The 24,331-nt window shown below is 64.9% G+C and carries 18 protein-coding genes and 3 pseudogenes; 11 read left to right on the forward strand and 10 right to left on the reverse strand.

Features of this window, described 5'->3' with window-relative positions; genetic code table 11:
* Window positions 1-101 precede the first annotated feature (101 nt).
* Together ACQP2D_RS12605 and ACQP2D_RS12610 are read left to right on the forward strand one after the other, a co-directional pair.
* Window positions 102-227, forward strand: a pseudogene (locus tag ACQP2D_RS12605) (DUF397 domain-containing protein); the annotation flags it as partial.
* Between the two features lie 213 nt (window positions 228-440).
* Entirely contained in the window at window positions 441-713 is a 273-nt protein-coding gene (locus ACQP2D_RS12610; RefSeq protein WP_433683888.1) for a type VII secretion target, read from the forward strand.
* Between the two features lie 267 nt (window positions 714-980).
* On the opposite strand, the gene ACQP2D_RS12615 is transcribed toward ACQP2D_RS12610, so the two are convergent.
* Window positions 981-2,027 carry an SPFH domain-containing protein gene (locus ACQP2D_RS12615; RefSeq protein ID WP_433683889.1) on the reverse strand — a complete coding sequence of 349 codons (1,047 nt, stop codon included), beginning with the start codon at window positions 2,025-2,027 and terminating at the stop codon, window positions 981-983.
* A gap of 198 nt (window positions 2,028-2,225) precedes the next feature.
* On the opposite strand from ACQP2D_RS12615, the gene ACQP2D_RS12620 reads away from it, so the two are divergent.
* On the forward strand, window positions 2,226-3,761 hold the full coding sequence (locus ACQP2D_RS12620) for an amino acid permease (protein WP_433683890.1): 1,536 nt from the start codon (window positions 2,226-2,228) through the stop codon (window positions 3,759-3,761).
* A gap of 369 nt (window positions 3,762-4,130) precedes the next feature.
* Window positions 4,131-6,353, forward strand: coding sequence for a tetratricopeptide repeat protein (locus ACQP2D_RS12625; RefSeq protein WP_433683891.1), 2,223 nt, complete (start codon window positions 4,131-4,133; stop codon window positions 6,351-6,353).
* A gap of 12 nt (window positions 6,354-6,365) precedes the next feature.
* On the opposite strand, the gene ACQP2D_RS12630 is transcribed toward ACQP2D_RS12625, so the two are convergent.
* Window positions 6,366-6,719 (reverse strand): DUF1707 SHOCT-like domain-containing protein, encoded by a 354-nt coding sequence (locus ACQP2D_RS12630; RefSeq protein ID WP_433683892.1) that lies wholly within the window; start codon window positions 6,717-6,719, stop codon window positions 6,366-6,368.
* A 171-nt stretch (window positions 6,720-6,890) separates the two neighbouring features.
* Between ACQP2D_RS12630 and ACQP2D_RS12635 the strand changes: the two genes are divergently transcribed.
* Together ACQP2D_RS12635 and ACQP2D_RS12640 are read left to right on the forward strand one after the other, a co-directional pair.
* A complete protein-coding gene (locus ACQP2D_RS12635) occupies window positions 6,891-7,625 on the forward strand; it encodes a MerR family transcriptional regulator (RefSeq protein ID WP_433683893.1) in 735 nt (244 codons plus the stop codon).
* Between the two features lie 223 nt (window positions 7,626-7,848).
* Complete coding sequence (locus ACQP2D_RS12640) at window positions 7,849-8,430, forward strand: hypothetical protein (RefSeq protein ID WP_433683894.1); 582 nt, start codon at window positions 7,849-7,851, stop codon at window positions 8,428-8,430.
* 269 nt (window positions 8,431-8,699) lie between these two features.
* On the opposite strand, the gene ACQP2D_RS12645 is transcribed toward ACQP2D_RS12640, so the two are convergent.
* The 4 genes from ACQP2D_RS12645 to ACQP2D_RS12660 form a co-directional block, all read right to left on the reverse strand.
* The gene (locus tag ACQP2D_RS12645) at window positions 8,700-8,996 is read right to left on the reverse strand and encodes a hypothetical protein (RefSeq protein WP_433683895.1); all 297 of its coding nucleotides are present in this window, start codon (window positions 8,994-8,996) and stop codon (window positions 8,700-8,702) included.
* A gap of 336 nt (window positions 8,997-9,332) precedes the next feature.
* Window positions 9,333-9,755 carry a threonyl-tRNA synthetase editing domain-containing protein gene (locus ACQP2D_RS12650; RefSeq protein WP_433683896.1) on the reverse strand — a complete coding sequence of 141 codons (423 nt, stop codon included), beginning with the start codon at window positions 9,753-9,755 and terminating at the stop codon, window positions 9,333-9,335.
* 9 nt (window positions 9,756-9,764) lie between these two features.
* Window positions 9,765-10,328 carry a threonyl-tRNA synthetase editing domain-containing protein gene (locus tag ACQP2D_RS12655; protein ID WP_433683897.1) on the reverse strand — a complete coding sequence of 188 codons (564 nt, stop codon included), beginning with the start codon at window positions 10,326-10,328 and terminating at the stop codon, window positions 9,765-9,767.
* 18 nt (window positions 10,329-10,346) lie between these two features.
* On the reverse strand, window positions 10,347-11,552 hold the full coding sequence (locus ACQP2D_RS12660) for an aminoglycoside phosphotransferase family protein (protein ID WP_433683898.1): 1,206 nt from the start codon (window positions 11,550-11,552) through the stop codon (window positions 10,347-10,349).
* A gap of 211 nt (window positions 11,553-11,763) precedes the next feature.
* On the opposite strand from ACQP2D_RS12660, the gene ACQP2D_RS12665 reads away from it, so the two are divergent.
* Window positions 11,764-14,538, forward strand: coding sequence for a helix-turn-helix transcriptional regulator (locus ACQP2D_RS12665; protein WP_433683899.1), 2,775 nt, complete (start codon window positions 11,764-11,766; stop codon window positions 14,536-14,538).
* A 249-nt stretch (window positions 14,539-14,787) separates the two neighbouring features.
* Window positions 14,788-15,720 carry a class I SAM-dependent methyltransferase gene (locus tag ACQP2D_RS12670; protein ID WP_433683900.1) on the forward strand — a complete coding sequence of 311 codons (933 nt, stop codon included), beginning with the start codon at window positions 14,788-14,790 and terminating at the stop codon, window positions 15,718-15,720.
* A gap of 155 nt (window positions 15,721-15,875) precedes the next feature.
* On the opposite strand, the pseudogene ACQP2D_RS12675 reads toward ACQP2D_RS12670, so the two are convergent.
* A pseudogene (locus tag ACQP2D_RS12675) lies at window positions 15,876-16,776 on the reverse strand (IS5 family transposase).
* Window positions 16,777-17,536: 760 nt separating this feature from the next.
* Here ACQP2D_RS12675 and ACQP2D_RS12680 point away from each other — a divergent pair.
* Genes ACQP2D_RS12680 through ACQP2D_RS12690 form a run of 3 tightly spaced genes read left to right on the forward strand, consistent with a single transcriptional unit; the run spans window position 17,537 to window position 21,322 of the window.
* Window positions 17,537-17,983, forward strand: a complete 447-nt coding sequence (locus tag ACQP2D_RS12680) for a lasso peptide biosynthesis B2 protein (RefSeq protein ID WP_433685628.1) — start codon at window positions 17,537-17,539, stop codon at window positions 17,981-17,983.
* A complete protein-coding gene (locus ACQP2D_RS12685) occupies window positions 17,980-19,653 on the forward strand; it encodes an asparagine synthase-related protein (RefSeq protein ID WP_433683901.1) in 1,674 nt (557 codons plus the stop codon). The genes ACQP2D_RS12680 and ACQP2D_RS12685 overlap by 4 nt, the downstream gene beginning before the upstream one ends.
* Window positions 19,634-21,322 (forward strand): ATP-binding cassette domain-containing protein, encoded by a 1,689-nt coding sequence (locus ACQP2D_RS12690; protein ID WP_433683902.1) that lies wholly within the window; start codon window positions 19,634-19,636, stop codon window positions 21,320-21,322. Before ACQP2D_RS12685 ends, ACQP2D_RS12690 begins: the two co-directional genes overlap by 20 nt.
* On the opposite strand, the pseudogene ACQP2D_RS12695 reads toward ACQP2D_RS12690, so the two are convergent.
* The 3 genes and pseudogenes from ACQP2D_RS12695 to ACQP2D_RS12705 all read right to left on the reverse strand — a co-directional run bounded on the left by ACQP2D_RS12695 (window position 21,323) and on the right by ACQP2D_RS12705 (window position 24,323).
* Window positions 21,323-22,223 (reverse strand): annotated as a pseudogene (locus ACQP2D_RS12695) (IS5 family transposase).
* Between the two features lie 170 nt (window positions 22,224-22,393).
* Window positions 22,394-23,287, reverse strand: a complete 894-nt coding sequence (locus ACQP2D_RS12700; RefSeq protein WP_433683903.1) for an alpha/beta hydrolase — start codon at window positions 23,285-23,287, stop codon at window positions 22,394-22,396.
* Window positions 23,253-24,323, reverse strand: a complete 1,071-nt coding sequence (locus ACQP2D_RS12705; protein ID WP_433683904.1) for a helix-turn-helix domain-containing protein — start codon at window positions 24,321-24,323, stop codon at window positions 23,253-23,255. Before ACQP2D_RS12705 ends, ACQP2D_RS12700 begins: the two co-directional genes overlap by 35 nt.
* Between the last annotated feature and the right edge of the window lie 8 nt (window positions 24,324-24,331).

Below are 24,331 nucleotides of genomic sequence, written 5' to 3' on the forward strand. Positions count from 1 at the left end.
GGATCCGGACTCCGCAGCGGATCCCGGTATTCGCGGGGACGACGGTGCGCTCTGTGTTGCGGGCACCCACCGATCTGGTCACATAGTCCGTCGCCGCGCGGCCAGACCCGCCTTCGGCCATTCGGCCCAGCAAGAACCCGACCGGCCCGGCATTGGTCTTCACGCCCGGCGAGTGGGACGCCTTCACCGCAGGCGTCGCGGACGGAGACTTCGGGCGCCGCGCCTGATCCTCCCGCAATACCGACCACCACAGCGGCCCCATCCTGACGAGCCCAATGTCGCGATGGGGCCGTCTGCTATCTCAACATCGATCAAATCCACGCTCGCGCATAGCTTCTGGTTTTTGGACCGGAGCGTCGTGCGGAGAGTCGATGTGCGACTGTGCAGTAGGTGTACGCCAACTCGACTGCGGCCGTGTTGGGTCGACACCGATATCCGAGGTGGGTAGCATCCGTCACGTCTGCGAATTGGCCGAGACACTGTGCACGGCATTGGATTCCGCGGGCATGGACGTTTCTGCGGTGGCCAACGGCAGTTGGGCCGGTGGCTTGGCAGCGGAGTTCGCCGACGGCTGGGGTGATGTCCGCGACGGTGGCGGTCAGATCATCACCGTGCTTGCTGCCATGGCGGAGAAGCGCGGCGTCACCGCCGAGGCGTATCAAGCCCGTGATGAGAGCAACGCGTCCAACACCTCGAGTTTGGATTTGCCATGAGCGAGTTCTCGATCGATCTCGATGATCTCGATCGGATCGTGGCCCGGTTGTCCGGCCTGGCCGGTTTCATCAGCGATCATCTCGACGACATGGACTATGAGTCCACCGGTGCATAGCCGCGCCAAAACTTGGCTCACGCAGAGCTTTTGGTTATCGAACCGGTGTGTCGCGCGGACAGTCGGTATGCGACTGCGTCGAAGGTATGCACGAACACGGAAGATTTGCGTCAGGAGCTGAGGTGGTTCCGGGAGATCGACGGGAGTCGGGTCAGCTGGCGGCTGCGGTGCCGCAGTTGCCGCAGAACTTGGCTGTGGGGGTGAGGTCGGCCCCGCATTCGGTGCAGTGGCGTGGGCGGGGGGCCAGGGGGTCACCGCAGTTCATGCAGAAGCGTGCCTCGGACGGGTTGTTGGTTCCGCATCCAGCGCATACCGGCTGTGCGACAGCGGGAATCGCCTGCCGCTGCCACGGGTTGGTCGGGGCGTGCTGCTGGATGGCGTTCAAACCCAGTGCCGCGCCGAGGAATCCGTCTCCACCACCGTGGCCATGAGCGAAGCCCTGGCCCGCGCCGAGCGCCATTTCGCCTGCCGCATAACGCTGGAAGTCGCCGGCGAGGCGAATGTAGGTGACGTCCTTCGCGAGTCGCTTGATGCGTTCCGCATCCTCCGGTGCCAGGGTGATGTCGAAGTTGCCCAGGCGCGGGATGCGCAGGCCGTATTCGTAGAGTGTCAGATTGGTCTGGCGCACCACGGCGGACTCGATCGGCTCCAACTGTCCCGACAGGCCGAGTACCGGCCACTCGCCCCGGGAAATGCCCTGTGTGACAGCGACTTTCATGGACTTCAGCAGCAGGTCCGAGCTCCAGGATTCCACCGTCGCCGGAACGCTCAGGTCGGTGGTGCCCGCCAGTGAGGTGACCAGTTCGGCCGGATCCCGTACCGACAGCGCGAATTCACCGAAGACCCGCAGCGTCACGACCTGCTCGCTGACCGGATCGGCGATATCGGCCAGACGGCCGCCGAACTTGATGCCGGGAAACTCGCGGGTGGAGACGAAATAGAGTTCGGCGCGGTAGAAGTTGTTGCCGGTCAGCGTATCCACGAGCGCGCCGAGCACCGGCAGCTCATCGGCATCGATCCGATGCCGTCCGGGCCCCATCGCTGCCACGACCTGCCCCGACTTGACGAACAGGGCGATCTCGTCGGCATTGACGATGGCCCGGCTGTAGCGCCGGATGTTGACATCGGGCCACTTGTACACCAGTTGGTGCTTCCGGTCTTCGGGGACCGCGATGAACTCCCGTTCGAACCATGCCATGTGCGCGCTCCATCAGCCGAAAACGTACCTAGCGTACCGATATTCAGCGGCACGATCAAGCAAACGCGAGGTCAGAGCGGGTGGGAGCGCAGTGCTCCGTTTCCGCGTTGTTACGACTTTGCGCTCCCTATTGAACGTGCCGTTGAATAGCGTTACATTAAGCAGCGATATGATCGCCGTCACGTGAAAGGCTTCACCATGACAACCGTTCAACCCTCCGCGGAAGTGTCGGCGCCCGCGGACGCTCTGCATGCTGAGGATGCGGGCTATCACAAGGCGTTGCGCCCGCGCCAGCTGCAGATGATCGCGATCGGCGGCGCGATCGGAACCGGACTGTTCCTGGGTGCGGGTGGTCGGTTGCACACTGCCGGTCCCGGGCTGTTCCTGGTGTACGCGGTCTGTGGCATCTTCGTGTTCTTCATCCTGCGGGCGCTGGGCGAGCTGGTGTTGCATCGTCCGTCCTCCGGATCGTTCGTTTCCTACGCGCGTGAGTTCTATGGCGAGAAGCTGGCTTTCGCGGTCGGGTGGATGTACTTCTTCCACTGGTGCATGACCGGCATCGTAGACATCACCGCGATCGCCACCTATGTTCACTTCTGGGGAGCCACCGAGGCGATACCGCAGTGGTTGATCGCGCTGGTGGCGTTGGCCATCGTGGTCAGCATCAACCTGATCTCGGTGAAATGGTTCGGTGAGCTGGAGTTCTGGGCCGCGCTGATCAAGGTCGTCGCGCTGGTCGCCTTCCTGGTCATCGGCACCATCTTCCTGGCGGGCCGATTCAAGGTGGACGGTGAGACCACCGGTTTCAGCGTGCTCTCCGACAATGGCGGTCTGTTCCCGACCGGTCTGCTGCCACTGGTCACCGTCACCACCGGTGTCGTATTCGCCTACGCCGCAGTGGAATTGATCGGTACCGCAGCCGGTGAGGCGGAGAATCCGGAAAAGATCATGCCGCGGGCCATCAACTCGGTCATCGCCCGCATCGCGCTGTTCTACGTCGGTTCGCTGGTGCTGCTCGGCCTGCTGCTGCCCTACGTCGCCTTCAAGGCCGGTGAGAGCCCGTTCGTCACCTTCTTCTCCAAGCTCGGTGTCGGCGGTGCGGGTTCGATCATGAACCTGGTGGTGCTGACCGCGGCCTTCTCCAGCCTCAACGCGGGTCTGTACTCGACCGGCCGCATCCTGCGCTCGATGTCGATGAACGGCAGCGCGCCGAAGATCGCCTCGCGGATGTCCAGCGGCGGTGTGCCTTACGTCGGCATCCTCGCCACCGGCGCGATCGCGCTGGTCGGTGTCGGGCTCAATGCGATGGTGCCGGACAAGGCCTTCGAGATCGTGCTGAACATGTCCGCTCTCGGCACCATCGCGGCCTGGGGTGCGATCGTGGTCTGCCAGCTGCAACTGTTCCGTTGGTCGCAGAAGGGGCTGGCCGAACGTCCGTCGTTCCGGCTGGTCGGTGCCCCTTACACCAGCTACGCCACGCTGGCATTCCTGGTCGCTGTGATCGTGCTGATGGCATGCAGCCACGAAATCGAGCAGCGCGGTGCTGTGATCGCCATGGCGGTGGTCGTGGTTCCGGCCTTCGTCGGCGGCTGGTTCCTGGCCCGCAAGCGGGTGCTGCAGGTCGCTCAGGAACGCGAGGGCATCACCGGTCAGTTCCCGGTGCTGGCCGAGCGGCCACCGCGTGCGCGCGACGGCGAGCCGGTCGTCATCCTCGACGAGCCCGACGACAAGTAAACCGATTTCCGCCCCGGACAACATGTCCGGGGCGGAGTTATTCCCATTGCGGGGAACAGGTTAGGCGCACGGCGGCGGACGGCGGAAGAGAATGGGACCCCGATTCAACAGGCTCGAAAGGTTCCCATGCCGGAGCAAGCCAGGCCCTCCGAGAATCCGCTGCCGCACCCATGGGCGAATCGGCGGATGCGTGGCACCGAGGTGCCGCGGCGAACTCCGCTTCCCTGGGCGACCAGGGGCATGTCGAAAGTCGATTCGTCCCAACGTCTTCCGCATCCGTGGTCGCGCCCGCGCAGTACCGAAGGCACCCCGTCGCAACGGTTCCCACTGCCCGGGCCCGGGCCGCGGGGTTCGCCGGTCGAGGCGAGTATGACCCAGCCGATCACGGATACCTCCGAGTCGGTCTCCGGTCCGATCGTCGGACTCGACGAACTCGACGAACTCGACGAGCCCGGTTCCGGACGCAGTGGCCGGTCACGGCCGAGCGTGCGCCGGCTCGGCGCCGGTCTGGTGCCGATGCCGCGGGTGGCGCCAGTCGATCCGCGCAGTGCCATTCTCGCGAATCCCGAAGTGCCCGAACTGAAACGGTTCTGTTGGAAGTGTCAGGAGCCGGTGGGCCGCCGCAGCGCGTCCGGGCCCGGTGAGGTGGTCGGCGAATGCGGCCGCTGCGGATCGCCGTTCAACTTCCGGCCGGCCCTGCAGCCGGGGGAACTGGTGGCCGACCAGTACGAGGTCCAGGGATCGTTGGCGCACGGCGGCCTCGGCTGGATCTATCTGGCCATCGACCGCAATGTGAGCGACCGCTGGGTGGTGCTGAAGGGATTACAGAATCCGCTCGACTTCGAGGCGCATGTGGTCGCCCTCGCCGAACGGCAATTTCTTTCCGAAGTCGCCCACCCCGGCGTTGTGAAGATTTACAACTTCGTCAAGCATCGGTCCTCGCGCGATGTGCCGGATGGCTATATCGTCATGGAATATGTCGGCGGGCAATCGCTGAAGAAGCTGCTCGACACCCGCGGCGACGAGCGTATTCCGGTTGTCGAGGCCATCGCGTACATAATGGAAATTCTGCCCGCGCTGGACTATCTGCATTCCTTCGGATTGGCCTACAACGATCTGAAGCCCGACAACATCATGGTGAGCGAGCACGAGGTCAAACTCATCGACCTGGGTGCGGTCGCGGCGATGGACTCCTACGGCAGCATCTACGGCACGCCCGGTTTTCAGGCGCCCGAGATCACCGAGACCGGGCCCACCGTGGTGTCGGATATCTACACCGTCGGCCGGACTCTGGCCGCCCTTGCGCTGAATCTGCCGAGGGACCGCGATGGCCACTTTCTCGGCGGCATACCCGAGCCCGATGAGGATCCGCTGCTGGCGCGCTACCAGTGCCTGTACCGAATTCTGTTGCGCGCCACCGATCCGGAGCCCGAGCGCAGATTCCCATCCGCGTACTCGATGTACTGCCAACTCGCCGGTGCGCTGCGTATGGTCCTTGCCATCGACACCGGTCTGGAACATCCCCAGCCATCGGTCGAATTCAGCGCAATGCGTGATGATTTCGGCACCGATACGCTCATCGGCCAGACCGACGGGATTACCGACGGGGTGACCCGGATGCCCATGCTCGCGGTCGGCGATGTCGTGGCAGCGCTGCCGACACCAATGATCGACAGCGAGGATCCGAGTGCCGAACTGCTGTCCAGCCTGCTGCACGGCGAGCCGAGGCATGCGCTGGACGCGTTGCGCCGCGCCCATGAGCGCATCCGCTCCGGCACCATCGTCGCACCGGAATCGTTCGAATTGGAGGGGCCGATCACGGCGGTGCGCGCGTATCTCGACTTGGGGGAGACGGCCATAGCCCGCCAACAGCTCGCCGGTCTGCGACCCGACTACGACGCGGACTGGCGAATCGAGTGGTATGAGGGCATCGCCGAGTTGCTCGACGGCCTCTACGACCGGGCTTGGCTGCATTTCGAAACCGTGCACGCGATGCTGCCCGGTGAGATCGGCCCGGAGCTGGCACTGGCCGCCACCGCGGAACTCGTACTGCAGCATCTCGATATTCCGGCCGATACCGAGCGCTGGCACCGGGCCGCGATGGAGCACTACCGGGCGGTGTGGCGGACCAACCACGGTGTGGTGAGCGCGGCCTTCGGGCTGGCCCGCCGCCTCGCGGCCGACGGGCAACTGCTCGAAGCCGTCGCGGTGCTCGATCAGGTGCCCGCCGCGTCACGCCATCACGGCGTCGCGCACACCACCGGCTGCCTGCTGCTGGTCTCACGACCGATCGCCGATATCACCGAGGCGGATATCTGCGCCGCCGCGTCGCGGCTCGAGGCATTGCCGGATGACGCTCGCACATTGCAGCTGCAGGTCATCGTGGTCGGCGCCGCGATGGAGTGGCTGCGTGTCGGCGGCCGACCGCGGAAATCGAGCCAGACCATTCTGGGTTTTCCACTCACCCATGCGGGGCTGCGGCTCGGACTCGAGACGAGTCTGCGGGCGCTGGCGCGAGCCGCGCCGGATCGCTGGCACCGCTACCGGTTGGTCGATCTGGCCAACTACGTCCGTCCGCGCACGAGGTGGTAGGGCGGCCGACGCTCAGCGCAGCCGCTCGACCAGGAATACGACGACGACGCCGGTGCCCGCCAGCAACCACAGCCAGTTCCCGGTCGCGACGGCGAGTACGACCGCGATGATCGCGATCACCGCGGCGATCGTCGAGAGTTGTCGCAGTCGATTGTCGGTATGTACCTGCGGTGCGGCCGGGGTGATACCCGGCAGGTCCACGAACAATTCCGCCAATTGTCCCTTGGTGGTTGCCGCGGCGGCAATGGCGCTGCGTTCGTCGAACTCGGTGAGGCTCAGTCGCCCCGTGCCGAGATGGTGCGACAGTTGTTCCAGCGCCCGTTCCCGCTCCGCCACGGTAATTCGAGAAGCCTGCGCTTCGGTCATATCCGAAGGATAAGCCCCGCAGGAGCCGGATCCGGCACAGCGAATTGCCAACGGCGGGAATAGTTTGCGGTGTCATCGGGGCTTGACAGCGGGCCTCGCAGATCATAGGTGACCGGCATCACTGCCGTATGCTTACCTGTGGGTAATGTTTCTATGTGGTTTCCTAGACATATGGCAGGGGACGTGGAGTACACGATCGATGAGCTGGCGCGCGAGGCTGGTACGACCGTGCGCAGCCTGCGGGTCTACGCCGAGCGCGGCATCCTGCCTCCACCACAGGTGAAGGGCCGCACCGGCTTTTATGGACCGGATCATCTCAATCGGGTGCAGACGATCAGCCGTCTGCTGGACCGGGGGATCAAGCTCAACGGGATCAGAGAACTGCTCGAGGCCTGGGACCGCGGTGACGACCTCGGTGACATCCTCGGCGTCGCGGAGCCCGGCGCGCCGCAATCCACCGCGCCGTCTCCCGCTGACACGATCGCGGCGACCGAGCTCGAGCAGCGCTATCGTGATGTGCCCAACGGCCTGGCTCGTGTGGTCTCGGCCGGACTGTACGAACCGGTCGACGCCGCGACCTACCGCATTGCCGATCCACAGCTGATCCGCACCTTCGACCAACTGGAGGGCGCGGGCATTCCGGTAGATGACCTGCTCGGCGAGTTGGAGCGGCTGCGCGCGGACTGTGACCGGATCGCCCGCCGCTTCGTCGACCTGTTCCACCGGACAGCCTGGGAGCCGTACCAGCGCTCCGAACGTACCTCTGCGGATAAGGCCGCACTCGCCGCGCGGGCGGCCGAGACCCGGGTCCGCCCGGGACAGGCGAGCGCCGAACTCGTGAATCGCTTTATCGCGCGGTATCTCGAGCAGGACAGCGAACTCGCCGAGGCCCTGCCGGACGCCTGAGGCAACGGCCCGCGCCGAGGCGCGCATTTCTCTACCTGGCCCACAGCCACTTTTTCGTTGTTGCATGGCCTGACCAGGCCTTCCTTCTTCATCGTTCCCATGGCTGGCGATACTTAGTCCAACGTGCCGTTAAATAGCGTTACATTAGGCAGCGGGATCAGCACCTCCCGTCGGCCCGGATCGACGTCGGCCGGTGGGCGAGACAATGATGAAGGAGACGTCGATGATCAACGTCAGCGAACAGCAGCACGCGCCCAGACTTTCCGAATGTCCCGATCCGGCACGTAAAGCCAAGGGGCGCAACAAGATCCGAGCACTGTCATTGCTCGCGGCGATCGCGGCGGGGGTCGGCGGATTCGGTATCGGCACCGAGGCGCCCGCGGCCAATGCTGATATCGGCGTGCGCTGCCTGTGGGCCGGTGTCGGTCATCCGCAGGGGGTGCTCATCTCCGCGGGCGGCTGGAACTACCGGTGCCAATCCGATTTCTTCGGCTTCGCGCGCTGGTCCCGTGAGGGTCTGGCCGCGGGGCGCAGCACGGTGTACAACCCTGGTACCAACGGCAATCCGGCCGGCCAGTTCAGTCCGGGTGCGCAGCAGCCGGGCACCGACTACATGGACTCCTGCGTAGGCAGTCAGTTGATCGAAGGCCGCGAAGATATGTACGAGGCGATCGCGGATGGCCGCGGCGGGCTGTATTGGCGTGCGGCAGGGCCGATTTCGAACTGGACTTTCGATATGAGTGCGAACCGGCCAGGACCGTCGTGGCGTTCGTCGAGCCTGTGCGTCGACGGTAACCTGACCTGAGTCGGTCGGACCGCGAAACTTAATACCGCCGATGCCCTTTCGGATGGTCGTGCAACTCCGCGCGCGCCACTCGGAAGGGCATCGAGCTGTGTCGAGCGGGCAAAGGGATACTGGCGGAGTGCAATTGGCCTCTCGGCGGGGTTCGTGGGGCGGGGTAGATGGGTTAGGCGGAGACGATTCGTCGCCTGCGACATACATACGAATGCGACCGCCGCTCCTTCCGGAGCGGCGGTCGCATTCGTAATATGAAGAGCCGCAAATGGATTAGGTCAGCGGCTGTTACCCTCGCCGGGCACCCAGACCCAGCGTCCGCTGTCGTTGTTGTTCTCGTAGGAGCCCCGGCTCGAGTTGTTGTTGCCGGTGGCGGAGTGATCCTGATCGGCGACGCGGCGGTTGCCTCCGCTGGTGCTGTTGCCGTAGCTGCCGCCGCGGGCGCCGCCGCCATTGCTGTTGCTGTGGTTCCCAGGGGCCGCGACGGTCGACTGAATCGCCATGGCGGCGGGGGTGATCACCAGTGCACCGGCGACGGCACCGGCTATGACAACCTTCTTCGACTTGAGGTTCATGGTTACCGATATCTCCTTCGTCCCGCCGAGCCCGGACTTGGTCGGTAGTGGGTGTGCCGGGGATGCAGGTTGTATGAATTCTATTGTGCCGCTATTTGACGGCACAATCAATAGTGAACCGTTGCAAATAATTTGCAGCATCTCGCAGCATCCCATCCCTGAGAGCAAGGCTGCGGTTCCGCTTACCGTGATTCGAGCGGCCCACGGTGGTGCGCCCGGCCATCACCCACATATTCGGCCACGGTCGGACAGCGTAGTGCTCGGCTCGCGGTGGCGATTTCCAGCAGCGGGGAGGGGTACCTCGAAAATTTTCGAGGTACCCCTCCCCGCTGTGGATCACATCGGCAGGTGGACGACGCGCTGTTCCCATTCGCCGTCGAGGACATCGGCATGCCAGCGCTTGTTCCAGCCGAACGGCATGAGATGGACGTGGGCGCCGCGGGCCTCGAGGGATTCGGCGAGATCTGCCAGCACGTGCAAAGCCGTTGGGATATCGGATCGTTCACCGGGGGTCGCCAGATGGGAGAACCCGTTGATGACGATATGCGCCGCATCGGTCTTGGACGCGATGCGCCACACGATCTTCGCGGCCGCTGTCGACGAGGCCGAATCACCACGCTCCACACCGACCATCAGCAGTAGGCAGTCGGAGAACGTCTTGGGCACGCCGATCGCTGTCGATTCGAGATCGACGGCGGCTGGACTCGCGGTGGTGACGGTGTATTCGAAGGTGCGGCAGCGACTACTTAAGATCTTCATGTTCGGTTTTCAGCGACGGCCACGCTCGGGGGTGACACACACCTTTCTAACCTGTGTGGATGCCAAGATCTGCGAACGCGGACCGGGCCAGCGCAGCACCGGCTCGCACTGTCGGCTGTCGTAGGCCGACATCTGGATCACATGCTGTGTGCCTACCCCGTCGAGCGAGTCGATCCGACAATTCTTGTACCAGCCGAACGGCATCAGATGGACCTGCTCACCGCGTTCCTCTAGCCGCTCGGTGACCTCGGTCAGCACGTCGAGGGCCTCTGCGAGTTCGGAGAGCACATCGAAGTCCGCTGGCGTGCTGTGTCTTTCGCCGGGGCGGGGCAGGCAGGCGAAGCCCTCGACGACAATCGGTCCGGCATCGGATTCGGTGACGATACGCCGGAGGAGTTGTACAGCGGTGCCAGCGAGTGTGCGGTCGCCGCGATCCACCCCGATTGTCACCAGCAGGCAGTCGTGGAAGCATCGGCGGGCCCCGATCACCGACGGCTGGATATCAATTGCGCACGGGCTCGCCGTCGTCACCGTGTATTCGACGGTGCGGCAACGATTACTGACGATGCGCATCGGCTACCTCCGGTCCGTTCATCCGGTCGCCCCGACGGCTCCGGCGGCATCGAGGTCGACAACCGCCGTTGCCGTGCGCTCGATGATCCCGAGGCAGACCTCATCAGGCTGGTATTTCGGTTGAATGGCGCTGTGGCCGATGGTCGAGAGCCAAATGAAGTACGGGTACAGCGCCTGCTGGCGATAGGCCAGCCAGGCCGTGTCGTAGTCAGGAGCCGGAGCCCCGCAGGCCGCGAGCCGTTCCAGGTAGATGGTGAGCAGTTCGCCTTCCCAGGCCCGCCGGTCGGCCACATCCAGACCGGAGGCGACGACATACGCGAAGTCGTAGGCCCAGCTGCCGCGCAGCGCAACCTGCCAGTCGGTGAAACCCATCCGGCCCGCCGCGGTGACATAGGTATTTCCGATGTGGCTGTCGCCGTGCAGGAAGGTCTGCGGTCCGGTGCTGGCGATCTCGAGCGAGCGTTCCAGTGCGCGATACAGCCGATCATGTTGGGCAGGTAGGGCTTGCGGAATCACCGCAGCCGCACGTCGGGCCCCGACCCGCGCCCGCTTGGACAGGCCGATCAACCGGTCGAGATTGGCAAAATGCGAGCGCGGTGCCTTGAGCCACCCGTGCAGCCGCAGCCCTTCGTCGTCCCAGTACCGGGCGTGCCAGGTCGCCATGGTGCGCAGCAGATCTTCGATCTCTTCGCGTCCGATCGGGGTGCGTGGCGTGCAGAAGCTGGCGCCTTTGGTACTGACGATGTCCTCGAGTAGGGAGATCGAGCGCCCCGACCGGCTGTTGACGGCGCTGTGATAGCCGCGCGGCGCCTCGATTTCCAGGTGGGGGCGTAGATGTTTGAAGAAGCCGGGTTCACCGTGCAGGGTGCCGGCCAGGTCGAGGGTGAGCCGCTGTTTGAAGTCCGCGGTCGTCTTCGCGAAAAGGTTCTCCGGCAGGCCCGCGACCTGGCCGATCTCGTTGTAGCCAATGGTGAGTTTCCACCGTGTCGAGGTCCCGCTGCTCCTATCCGTGGTGTCGAATGCCTTGACCACCGCGCCCGGATGGTCGTAGCACAGCACAGCGGTCAGCCAATCGGTGGTCAATTCTCGACCGGTCACCGGCACATCGGCCGCACGGAGGGCCTGTGGACGGGTGACCGCTTCCCGCGCGATATGACCACCGACGCGAGTGATTCCGCGCACCACCGCGAGTGCGGGGTGCCGAGTGGGTGCCTCGGACCGCAACGGTTCTCCTCTGTTCGGCTACCGATCGAATGCGCTGTACCCAGCCGGTTTGCCGGTCGTGAGCCGGCCGCAATTGCCGACCCTATGGCAGCCGCAGAGCGGGAACATCCGTCATAGCCCGTGGGAATATCCGCATCGGGAGGCGAGATATCGCGCTGAGCGGGGGGTATGCAATCTGCACAACGTCAAGCGGGCACATAGGATCTCCCGGGTGCAGGGTCCCCTTACCTCCGTATTCGTCGGTCGAGATGCCGAGGTCGAGCGTGTTGTCGCGCTGGGTTTGCGAGCGACTGCGGGGAAGGGGGTGGTGGTGCTCGTCGAGGGTGAGCCCGGTATCGGCAAGACCGCACTACTCGATGCGGCTGTTGCTCGTTACTCGGCGGGCGGTCTGAGCGTGCGCCGGGGAGCCGCGAAGGAATTGCAGCGGCAGGTTCCGTTCGCGGCCGTGTGCTCCTGGCTGGACAGCGATCGTGGCTCCGATCCGGTACGGGCGCTGCTGCGCAGTGGGGATCGAGCGGGCGACGGTGCGGCGACGCACGAATTCGCGATCACCGAGGCGATCCTCGATCTGGTCGATACCTGGTGTGCCGCCGGCCCGGTCGCGTTGATCATCGATGATGTGCACTGGGCGGATCGGCAGAGTCTCGCGGTGCTGAACCGGCTCTGTGGTGTGCTCGGTGATTTGCCACTGCTGCTGGTGCTGGCGGCACGTCCGCTGCCCCGCGACGCCGGATTCGTCGCGTTGACGGCTGAACTCGTGGAACGTCGTGCCCCGATGATCCGGCTCGGCGCGCTTGCTGAACCGGCTGCGGCGGAGCTGGTTCGGCATATGGTCGGTGCGATTCCAGGGCCCGGCCTGATGCGACAGGTGGTCGGAGCGGGCGGAAATCCGCTCTACATAACGGAATTGGTGGCCTCGCTATTGCGCGACGCGGCGATCACGGTGGTCGCGGATACCGCCGATCCGACCGAACTGGTCGATGGTCCCTCCGCGTCGCTGGCGGGCGCGATTGCGCAGCGGCTGGAATTCCTGTCGTGGTCGGCGAGGCAAGTACTTCCGATGGCCGCGGCGCTCGGACCGACCGTGTACGTTCCGGAACTGGCCGCGGTGCTGGACAGTCCGATCATGGAAATCTGGAATGTGGTCACCGAGGCGACCGACGGTGGACTGCTCACCCGTGCCGACTCCGAGCTGGTCTTCCGGCACGATCTGATCCGCCAGGTCCTCGCCGATCAGCTGCCCGATTCGCTGCGCGCCGGATTGTTGCGGCGGGCCGGACAGATGCTGCTGGCGACCGACGCACCGATCGAGCGGATCGCCTACTACCTGTCGGCGGGGGAGAACGAACTCGATGCGCGGACACTCGACTGGCTGGTCGCGGTGGCCGACAAGTTGATCGTGCGCGCGCCCGAAATCGCGGTGCAGCTATTGCGGCGCGCGGCCGCCACGGCGGAACTCGGCATGCGTCCGATACTGCTGCGGCTGCACGCCCAAGCGCTGCTGTGGAACGGTCGCGCGGCCGAGGCCGAAGCCCTGGTGCGCACGGCCCTGCTGAACCGGCCGGAGGACGATATCGAACTGCGGTGGTTGCTGATGCAGGCCTGCCATGCGCGCGGCGATCTGCGTGAAGTCGTTGCCGTTGCCGAAAAGACCCTGGCCACACCGAACCTCACGGACGAGGACGCGGGCCGGTTCCACGGGATGAGCGGTTTGAACAATTTCTACCTCGGCCGGTTCGACGCGGCGGAGGCGGCCGGTGCACAGGCGTTGGCGATCGGGGATGCCACCGAGAACCCCCTCGTGACCGGATATGGGCTGTTGACCGTGGGGGCCGTGCGTTACGTCCAGGGATATCTCGACGAGGCATTGGAACTGAGCAGCCGCATTCTGGCCGTCTTCGAGAACGGATTCGGTTCCGACCAGTTCGATCCCTATGCGCTCTACGCGCACTGCTTGATCGAACTCGATCGGTTCGCCGACGCGGAAGCGGTGCTGCACAAGGCGATCGGACACAGTCGCCGGATCCACGGCGTCTATCTCAGTGCGAATACGGTCGCCAAGGCGCGGCTCTACGTACTGGACGGACGCTGGGACGATGCAATCATCGAATGCACTTCGGGCCAGTCGGTGCCCGATGCCTTCGGCTACACGCCGATCCTGCAGAGCCTGTCCGCGCTGATCGGCATCCACCGCGGTACCTTTCTGCCGGATCCGGACGATATCCCCGCACCGAACGACCAACTCGGCAGCAGTAGTTACGGCCAGTTCTATCCGTGGATCAAGGCACTGATGCTCGAGACGCGCGGGGATCCGCGTGGCGCACTTGACCTGCTCATCGATGCGTACAAGGGCCTGGCCGACAACTTGACTGCGGCGACGCTCTATTACATCTTCCCGGATATCGCCCGGCTGGCCGCCGATGTCGGTGACGAGGACGCGGCTCGTTCGGTGGTCGCGGCCGCGGCGGAGCTGGCGCAGCGCCAGCCGACGGCCGCCAGAACCGGCACCGCCCTGCTGTGCCGAGGTCTGGCCGATCGCGAGCCTGCGGTCCTCCTCTCTGCCGCGGCGGCATTTCGGCAAGCCAGCCGACCGCTCAATGAGGCACAGGCCTACGAGAACGCCGCCGCGCTCTTCGCCGCAGACGGACACGACGCCGATGCCCGCAGCGCGCTCGACGCCGCCATCGGGCTCTACACCACCCTCGGCGCATCCTGGGATATCGCCCGTGCGGTGGCCCGCCTGCGGCCCTACGGAATTCGCCGCGGCGTGCGCGGCCCACGCAACCGCCCCAAAACCGGCCGTGCGGCACTGACCGACACCGAGCGCAAGGTCGCCGCCCTGGTGGCGGAAGGTTGCTCCAATTCCGATATCGCCGCGCAAATGTTCTTGTCCCGCAGGACGATCCAGTCCCACGTGTCCAACATTCTGGCCAAACTCGGGGTCGGTTCGCGCCGGGAGATCGCTGCCGCGATCTCCGATTACTGACGCTATCGGCACCGCCGACGCCTTGGACGTCCCGGCATTGGCGTGACCAAGGGTTTCGGCGTGCCGTTCGGGGCGGGCACAGGGGCAGCGCATAACGTTCGTGTGACGCCCGATAGTGCCACGTGCGTCAGGTCGCCGCCGACAGTGTCCCCGGCGGACGCGGGTCCGGGGCGTTGCCCGGATGTTCTACACGGGAGGAAAATCGATGGGGTAGATGCGGGGCGTTAACTCCGCTTCAGCGGAGCTCTGATGATCGCTGACACCGATGGGGTGATATCTATGCGAGCGGACGGAGACAGCTGGGACATCGTGACGAGCGTGGGTCTGACCGCCTTGGGCGTCGCCACGTTTCGCGCACTCGAGACGATCGATCCCGAACCGATGATCCGCGACGACTATGCGGCGTGGTTCGTCGCGGCGGCGGGTGAACCGCACTTTCTGCGGATGCTGGACGACCCCGCGTCGGCGGGCTCGGTCGGTTTGTTCGGGCGGTTCATGGGGGTCCGGACAAAGTTCTTCGACGAGTTCTTCGCCGCGGCGTGGCATCGGGGTGTGCGGCAGGCAGTGATCCTGGCATCCGGTCTGGACGCGCGGGCATATCGGTTGGACTGGCCCGCGGGCACGGTCGTCTTCGAGATCGATCAGCCCCGGGTGCTGGAGTTCAAGAATCAGGTGCTCGCCGATCACGGTGCCGTGGCCAGGGCCGATCTGCGCGCGCTGGCGGTCGATCTACGCGACGACTGGCCCGCCGCGCTCACAGCCGCGGATTTCGATCCGGGGCGCCCGGCAGCGTGGTCGGCCGAGGGGCTGTTGCCGTTCCTGCCGGGTTCGGCACACGACGCTTTGTTCGAACGCATCGACGCCCTGTCCGCGCTCGGCAGCAGCGTGGCCACCGACGACTTCGGCCGCGGCCTGGACCAGCGCCACTTCGATATGGAGGAAAAGTTCTTCGGCGACAACCCGTTCGGCAGCCTGAACGTACGCGACCTGTGGTACGACGACGACCGCGCCGATCCCGGGGACTGGCTGTCTCAGCACGGCTGGTCGGTCCACCGCGCCACCCCCTTCGACCTGGCCGCCGACTACGGCCGCCCGATCACCGACCTGCCCGCCGACTTGCCCGCCGAACTGCTCGACCGCATGCAGGAGGCGCGCTACATCTCCGCCGAGAAGCGCGGGTGACCCATAGGTCGCAAGGCGGCTGCTCCGCCTTCGGCGCCGGCTGCTCGCCGAACGTAGTCGTATGGCGGTCGAATCCGGCCTGGTCGACGACCATTCGACTACGTTCAACGGACCGCTGGACCGGGGGCGATACGGCAGAAGCCCTGGACGGGGCACTAGGTTCTGTCTCCCAATGATTTGCGCCATTCGACGATGAGGGCTAGGACGAATCCGGCACGGTAGGTGGTCGCGAGCTTGTCGTAGCGTGTGGCCACCGCCCGCCAGTGCTTGGCCTTGTTGAAGGCGCGTTCGATTACGTTGCGCCGCTTGTAGAGTTGCGCGTCGAAACGCGGTGCCCGACCGCCGGTTCGTCCCTTGCGTTTGCGGTTGGCGACTTGATCGCGGCGTTCAGGGATCACGGCTTGAATGCGCTTGCGCCGCAACAGGGTTCGGTTCGCCGCCGCTGAGTAGGCGCGGTCGGCGATCACCACCTCGGGGTTGCGTCGTGGTGGCCCGCCTTCCAGTCGTGGCACCGCGATCGCCTTCAGCAGCGGCGCCAGCATCGGCGAGTCATGGGCCTGCCCGGGCGTGAGCAGCACGGCCAGGCCGCGGCCGCCGCCGTCGGCGGCCAAGTGCACCTTGGTCGTCAGCCCACCGCGGGAGCGTCCGATGGCGTGGTCGGCCGGTTCATAGCCCGGTCACCGCATCGCTGCGCGCTCCAGCGGCGTGCTGGTGTGCCCGCACGATCGTCGAGTCGATCGAGGTGATCCAGTCCAAGTCGCCGGTGGTATCGGCGAGGGCGACCAAGGCGGTCAGCACCCGGTCCCAGGTACCGTCGGCGGCGTAGCGGCGGTGGCGTTTCCACACCGTCTGCCACGGACCGAAATGCTCGGGCAGGTCACGCCACGGTAAGCCGGTACGCAGCCGATACAGCATGCCCTCCACCACCAGGCGATTGTTGGAGAAGTTCCGACCAACGTGGCCTTCGGATTTCGGTAGCAGCAACTCCAGTAGTTCCCAATGCTTGTCGGTCAGAATCCGATATCGATCACCGATCACGGTCGCCACGACGGACATGATGCACGATCGGCCCCGATCACGGGCCTGATCGATTCACCTCATTGGGAGACAGAACCTAGTGCTTGCCGTCAGCCGCAGGTGCCCGACATCACCTGGGCGGTCGGATGCACCCCTCGGTGGGATGTCCCAAGGACCACCCGCTGCCGTTCATGTGCCAACCTCGTCGCGGTCCAGTCTGCGCATTGATGTTTATGAACCAGCCACCATAGTCCGCACCCGCGGCTCGCGATGTCTCACCGAGCATTCCGCCTGATCGCGTTGTCGCCGAACCGCTCCCGGGCCACGACCTGCAGCGAGGTCACTGGACGGCTGGGCTCGGATGCGCCACTGCGGAGAAACTTGCTGTGGTGGGGCCCATCAAGCGGTGGCGAGCGCTCGAAATATTAACTGCGACAACGATGGAACCGATCAGGTGCCCAGCGCGTCCAAGTATTCAAGAGCACTAAATGGAGAGGGGGTGAATCTGTATGGGGAACACGATCGACCTGGGGGATGCTACCGAGCTGACGCAGGGTTTCGAGTTCGACTTCGTCGTCGACCAGTTGACGTTCGATAAGTGGACCTGACCGCCAGGTCCACCGTAAATGATGATCCGGCTCGACCAGGAAGGCCAGTCGTTGTGACTTCAGATGTGCTCGATACTCGCTACCACAGAGCTTGGTCGAACGGGCGTTGTGTGCAGCTTGACCTGCACGTCAACAGGTACAGCCTGGTCGAGCCGGACATCGCCGATGCGCCGGGCCAACGAGGTCCCAGCGTGCGGCACCACCTTCGCGATGTTCGCCACGCACACGAGTCCCTGATACCGCCGCCGCGCTCGACGACTCTGTTCGCACGGTCCGCGGCTCGCGCTGCACGCATGCGCACCGTGCCGGTCCGCCACCAACTGGCCGTCTGCAGGGACACCATCGGGCCACGGCCAACAACCAACGCTCCGACCGAAGCCCTCGAACACCACGCCCGCGTGTACAGATATCTCCGCGCATTCCGTGGACGCGACATCCCGTGTCTCGAAGACTCGCTCTGCGCATACCTGTACTTCAACAGGCTCCCCGGAGTCTGCGCCGACATCGTCCTGGGTATCACAGTTCAACCGGCATTTCAGGCCCACGCCTGGGTGGAAGCCGACGGCTATCTGCTCAACGACCTTCGCTGGCGCATCGAGTCCTACCGCGAGATCCTCCGACTATCCCCGCGCCGATGAACATCGACCTTTCCCGCCTTGCTACGCAGCAGGCCTACGCCGCGGTGACCGAATACCGCATCACCAAGTGGACGACGATCACCCAGGTCGGCGCCGCGGTCGATGCGCTCACCGGCCTGCCCGCCTGGCCAGACCCAGCCGTGCTCCGCAAAAGACGCCCCCGCGAGATCGCCGAATACCTGATCCACAACCTCGCCGGTGACACCGTGTTCGTCGTCCAGACCGGTGGAGTCGCATACGTGGCGAGACCAGCCTTCTCTGAGCTGGAGGTCTACTACCACCTCGACGGTGACACGCTCACGTTGTGGTCGGGAACCGCTCTGCCCGTGGACATTACGACTCACTCGTGGTCTCTGAACTGGGAATATCTGCATGGCTCGATGATCAACTCGACGTGGGTGACGCCCCAAACGGGGTTCATCGGTGTATACGAATTGTTGTCCGGTGCGATCCTCGACTGCCGCGACGGTGAGGTCAACCAAACCGATCACCTGCCGAACCTGTTCGCGGCGACACCTCGGCGCACTGAATCGTCGTTCGACCAGACCCGCGACATGTGCCGCGAGCTGTTGCTGGCCAGCGTTGCGCACAAAACCAGCGGATACGAAGGCAAGGTAGGAATAGCTGCCTCCGGTGGCTTGGACTCCTCGGTGGTCGCGGTCGCGACCGCGTTATGCCATCCCGACAGCGCCCTACCGTTGATCAACACCCATCGCGACGATGACGAGAGCAGCGACGAACGCGAATACTTCGCCGCGCTCGCCCGGGCCATCCCCGGCGCCCAACCCCACTACATCGAAACCAGCGAAGGCGTGTCGCGCACCGACACCTCCGCGGACTTATTCACCCCCGCGCCGCGACCATCCAAAATCGCCGCCGCGGGCCCACTGAACCAGCGGATCCACGCCAAGCTCGCAGAACTGGGATGCACCCGCCTGCTCAGCGGCGACGGCGGGGATCAACTCTTCCTCCGACTCTCCCGAGCCACGCTCGCCCCCGAACTGGTCGGTGAAGCCGCTACCCGCGCCGCCCGGGTCCGCGTCCTGAGCGCGCTCGCGGCGCACCAGCACAAATCGATATGGACGATGGTGCGGGCAGCCCGACGGCCCGCTGAAGACACCGAGCACTGGCGAAACATGTTCGGCGACCTAGCCTTCCGAGCACCCTCCGTCCTCGCCCGCCCTCCGCGGGAGATGGCCCTGATCCCGAGCACGGAAAAGGTGTCAACCTGGCCGCTGTCCGTGGCATTCCAATACGTCGCGTTGCGCAACGCGGAAATGAACCGAATCGCCTTGGCTGATAGCACAAGCACCGAACGCAAACCGGCGCTGTTCTGGCCATTGATCCGCGCCAGCCTGACGGCACCGAGAACCCACCACCTGCACGATGGCATCGACCGCGCGGTGGAGCGGGCGATGTTCACCCAGCTTCCCATCGAGATCGTCCACCGCATCGGCAAGGGCGGAGGCCGAGATCTGGATACTCGCTACGATTACCGTCGGCTCGCGCAGGGGATCCTCGACAGCGAACTGTGCGACCGGAATCTGCTCGATCGACAGGAACTCACCCAGCTCGCCGACGGACACACACCCGACGGCGACACCAGATTCGCCCTTATCCGCGCCGCCGTCACCAATGAATGGATTGCCCATGCCTTGGCAACGACCTGATCGAATCATCAGCCGCGACCAGGCGGCGATCCTGCGGCAAGGACTGCGCAGCTCCCGCAGACACATCGCCGTTTTCGTCGCGATCACACTGCTCGCCTCGATCAGCGCTATCGCGGGCCCGCTGATCTTCGTTCGCGCTGTCTCGAACATCGCCCGGCCAACTACGGAGTTGTTCGGTTACTTCGTCGTGTTCGCCGCTGCCACCGCAGCCGCGCGCTTTCTTCAAGACGCCAAGACCGTTCTGATGAACCGCGTCCAACAAGATGTCGGCTACGTCGCCAGCGACGAACTGCTAGCCAAGGTGATGAATGCTGACGGCTCAGTGTTCGCTCAAGCTAACGCCGCAAAGATCTCCGCGCTTGTGCAGAGCTTCAACCTGTCGAACAAGATCTACATCCAGATGTTCATGATGGTGATCCTCGGTGCCGTATCCGATGTGGCCATATCCATGGCGGTGATCAGCCACAGCATCAACCCGGTCGTAGCCGTATTCGTGCTCGTTTACGGCACCGCGACGGTGTGGTTGACACTGCGTAGCAACAATGTCACCGACAAATATCTGCGCGCGGCACAACGCAAAACAAACGACAACGCCAACCTTCTCGGCAACGTCGTCGCCAACATCATCTCGATCCGGGTCTACCGAGGCCAACCCTGGATCGCCGACGTCAACCGCCGCAACTACGACGACGCACGCACCAACTGGAACGCCTTCTACAGCCGCCGCGTCATCTACGGCGGATTCCAAGGACTGCTCGTCATGGTGCAATACTGCGGCGCGTTCGCCGCCCTGCTCCTGCTTCACCACGACGGCCACGACCTGGCGCAGATTCTGCTGCTCGTCCTCGTGCTCGCCCAACTCAACCGGCCCTTCGAACTCGTCGGCACATCGCTGCGAGACTTCGCACAAGCCAAAGCCATGGCAGAACCCGTGCTCGACCTCCTCAAGGATCAGCCAACGAGCCTCGCCTCCGGCCCGACCACGAACCACACGCCAGCCACGCTCACCCGAGCACCCGTCTTCGATATTGAAGCCCTCACCCAGCGATACACTCCGGGCGGCTTTCCAGTCCTGGACGGTCTCAACACCTGTTTCACCCCCGGGGCGCTCAACTTCATCATCGGCCCCTCCGGTGTCGGCAAGTCCACCTTGATGAACATCCTGCTCAGACTCAACACCACCTACACCGGTGCCGTCCGCGTCAACGGACAACCACTCGACACCTTCGATGACCACACCTACTGGTCTGCCGTCGGCTATGTACCCCAAGAACCGATGATGATGAACCTGTCAATCCGCGAAAACATCCTGCTGGGAAGAGAATTCACCGACGACGAGATCATCGACACCCTGTCCGAAGTCGGGCTGGCCAACAAACTCGACCAGCTGCCCGACGGTATCGACACCTGCATCGGGGAGGGTGGACGCCTACTCAGCGGTGGCGAGAAACAACGGCTCTCGATCGCTCGAGCCCTCATCGCCAAACCGAGCATCCTTTTCCTCGACGAGGCCAGCTCCGCCCTCGACAGCGACACCGAAAACGCCATCCTGAACTCACTGCGCGCCCTGGCCAGCGACACCACCATCATCGCCATCACCCACCGCACCGACACCATCGCCACCTCCGACAACGTGCTCGATCTGACACCCACTGCGGTGCACGCCTAGCTAGGTTCTGTCTCCCAATGATTTGCGCCATTCGACGATGAGGGCTAGGACGAATCCGGCACGGTAGGTGGTCGCGAGCTTGTCGTAGCGTGTGGCCACCGCCCGCCAGTGCTTGGCCTTGTTGAAGGCGCGTTCGATTACGTTGCGCCGCTTGTAGAGTTGCGCGTCGAAACGCGGTGCCCGACCGCCGGTTCGTCCCTTGCGTTTGCGGTTGGCGACTTGATCGCGGCGTTCAGGGATCACGGCTTGAATGCGCTTGCGCCGCAACAGGGTTCGGTTCGCCGCCGCTGAGTAGGCGCGGTCGGCGATCACCACCTCGGGGTTGCGTCGTGGTGGCCCGCCTTCCAGTCGTGGCACCGCGATCGCCTTCAGCAGCGGCGCCAGCATCGGCGAGTCATGGGCCTGCCCGGGCGTGAGCAGCACGGCCAGGCCGCGGCCGCCGCCGTCGGCGGCCAAGTGCACCTTGGTCGTCAGCCCACCGCGGGAGCGTCCGATGGCGTGGTCGGCCGGTTCATAGCCCGGTCACCGCATCGCTGCGCGCTCCAGCGGCGTGCTGGTGTGCCCGCACGATCGTCGAGTCGATCGAGGTGATCCAGTCCAAGTCGCCGGTGGTATCGGCGAGGGCGACCAAGGCGGTCAGCACCCGGTCCCAGGTACCGTCGGCGGCGTAGCGGCGGTGGCGCTTCCACACCGTCTGCCACGGACCGAAATGCTCGGGCAGGTCACGCCACGGTAAGCCGGTACGCAGCCGATACAGCATGCCCTCCACCACCAGGCGATTGTTGGAGAAGTTCCGACCAACGTGGCCTTCGGATTTCGGTAGCAGCAACTCCAGTAGTTCCCAATGCTTGTCGGTCAGAATCCGATATCGATCACCGATCACGGTCGCCACGACGGACATGATGCACGATCGGCCCCGATCACGGGCCTGATCGATTCACCTCATTGGGAGACAGAACCTAGAGCCATGGCCGAATAGCGCGGAAGGCGGCGCCCAGCGTAGTGCTCGTCGAAGGGCATCACGCCGAGGCATAGTTCGGATACGCGCAGCCCGGGCCGGTCGAGACCGCGTCACAGGGTTCGGTCGAAGTGGGCTACGGCGCGGTCGATGGCGGGTAGCACGTAGGTGTCGTCGTCGTAGAGCTCGATGTGATCGGTGGTGTCGAGCAGCAGAAGTTCCTTGGGTTCGGGGGTGCTGGCGAAGGCGGCTTCGGCATCGGCTACGGGGATGGCCTGGTCGCCGCGTCCGTGCACGATCAGCGCGGGGGCGGTCAGCAGCGGCAGGTAGGCGTCCACGTCCAGGGTCAGTTCCTGCAGGACCGACAGCGCGGTGCAGCGGTTTTCCCAGCCGGTTCGCGCGCCGCGGTCGGTTCCGTAGTAGGCGAACGGTTCCGGACCGGGATTTCCGGCGGGCATTCCGGCCGGGTTGACGGCGGGCCAGTATTCGATCTCGCCGGTTTCGAACTGGCGCTGGGCGATCTGTGCGAACTGCTCGAGCAAGGCGGCGAAGTTGTCCGCCCCGAAGCGGTTTCGGATCAACGTCGGGTTGTTGTAGGCGGCGGCGATGAGCGCGATTGCCTTGATCCGCGGATCGAATGCGGCCAGTTGCGTCGCGTAGATCCCGCCCAGGCACACCCCGCATACGGCGATCTTGTTCGGGTCGACCTCCGGCCGCGTCGCCAGGAAGCTCACCGCGTGCCGCAGGTCGGCGACCTTGGCGGTGGCGTCCTCGTGCTGGCGCGGCAGGCCCTCGCTATCGCCCCAGTTGCGGTGGTCGAAGGACAATGCGGCGTAACCGCGCTGGGCGAAGCGCTCCGCGTAGAAGCCGGTAACCTGTTCTCGCACACCGGAAAACGGGCCGGTCAATACCACCGCACCGCGTACGGTGCCGGGTTCGGGCAGGTGCAGATCGCCCGTCAGCCGATACCCGTCACTGGTGAACTCGACCTTCTCGAGCAGCGTCATCTGTGTCCCTTTCGCATGACTGGACCACGACGCTAGGCGTATTCGACTGGATCGGTCTTGTACGTTCTTGCGCGGCACTCAGGGTCCAGTTGCGCCGCGCGGCGCCGTGGAAGCTCGCCCGATAGGTCGCCGGTGTCATGCCGTACGCGGCGGTGAACGCGCGCGTCAGATGCGGTTGATCGTGAAAGCCCGTCGCATAGGCGATTTCGGCGATCCGCATACCGCCGCGCAGCATCCACCGGACGTAGTCGAGGCGCAGGCGCACATGCAGTTTGTGCGGCGGCAGACCGAAGTGCGCGGTGCAGGCGCGTACGAGCTGGTACTTGCTGGTGCCGGTGACGCCGCTGAGTTCGTCCAGTGTCACATTGCGGGAGACGTTCTCGCGCAAGTAATCCCGGACGTCCTCCGTGATCCGGCCGACCGCCTTCGACCCGATATCGGGAACCTCGACCCGGTCCGCGCGCAACGCCAACGCGCCGAGGAATTCCAGCAGGCCACCCTCCCGGTGCAGCGCCGAACCGGGACGGCCACCGGGCCGATGCAGGAGCGTGTGCAAGGTCCGGAAATGGTTCGACAGCGCACGGTCGCCGACGACGACATCGCCGAACCGCATCGTCTGCGACGGCATGACCTCGGCGATCAGCGATGGCGACAGGCACATCATGCGCCAACTCGCCGAGCCCAGCTCATCGGGCGCCCCGGAGTGCGCATCGTCGGCATGCAGCGCGACCAGCTCACCGGGCGCGGCCCGATACACGCTGCCGCGCCTGCGCACGGTGAATCCCGAGCCCGTCACCTGCACGAGTTTGATTTCCTCGTGCACGCTGTTGCGATACGACCGCGCCGCCCCGGCCACCACCATCACATCGGACAGGTCATCCGGCACGAACGGCATCCCCGGTCCGTCGAATCCGTCTCGCCGCATGGGAATTTCGCGCTCCAATAGACCTCCCTGATCGGCGACACGCGCTGCCCGGCCGATATCGTCTCGGGCTCGCGCCATTGGCACCCTAAGCCAGCCGCGCACCGCGATCATCCGCCATC

Origin of the sequence: Nocardia sp. CA-119907 (assembly GCF_050955995.1) — a bacterium.
Classification (GTDB): domain Bacteria; phylum Actinomycetota; class Actinomycetes; order Mycobacteriales; family Mycobacteriaceae; genus Nocardia.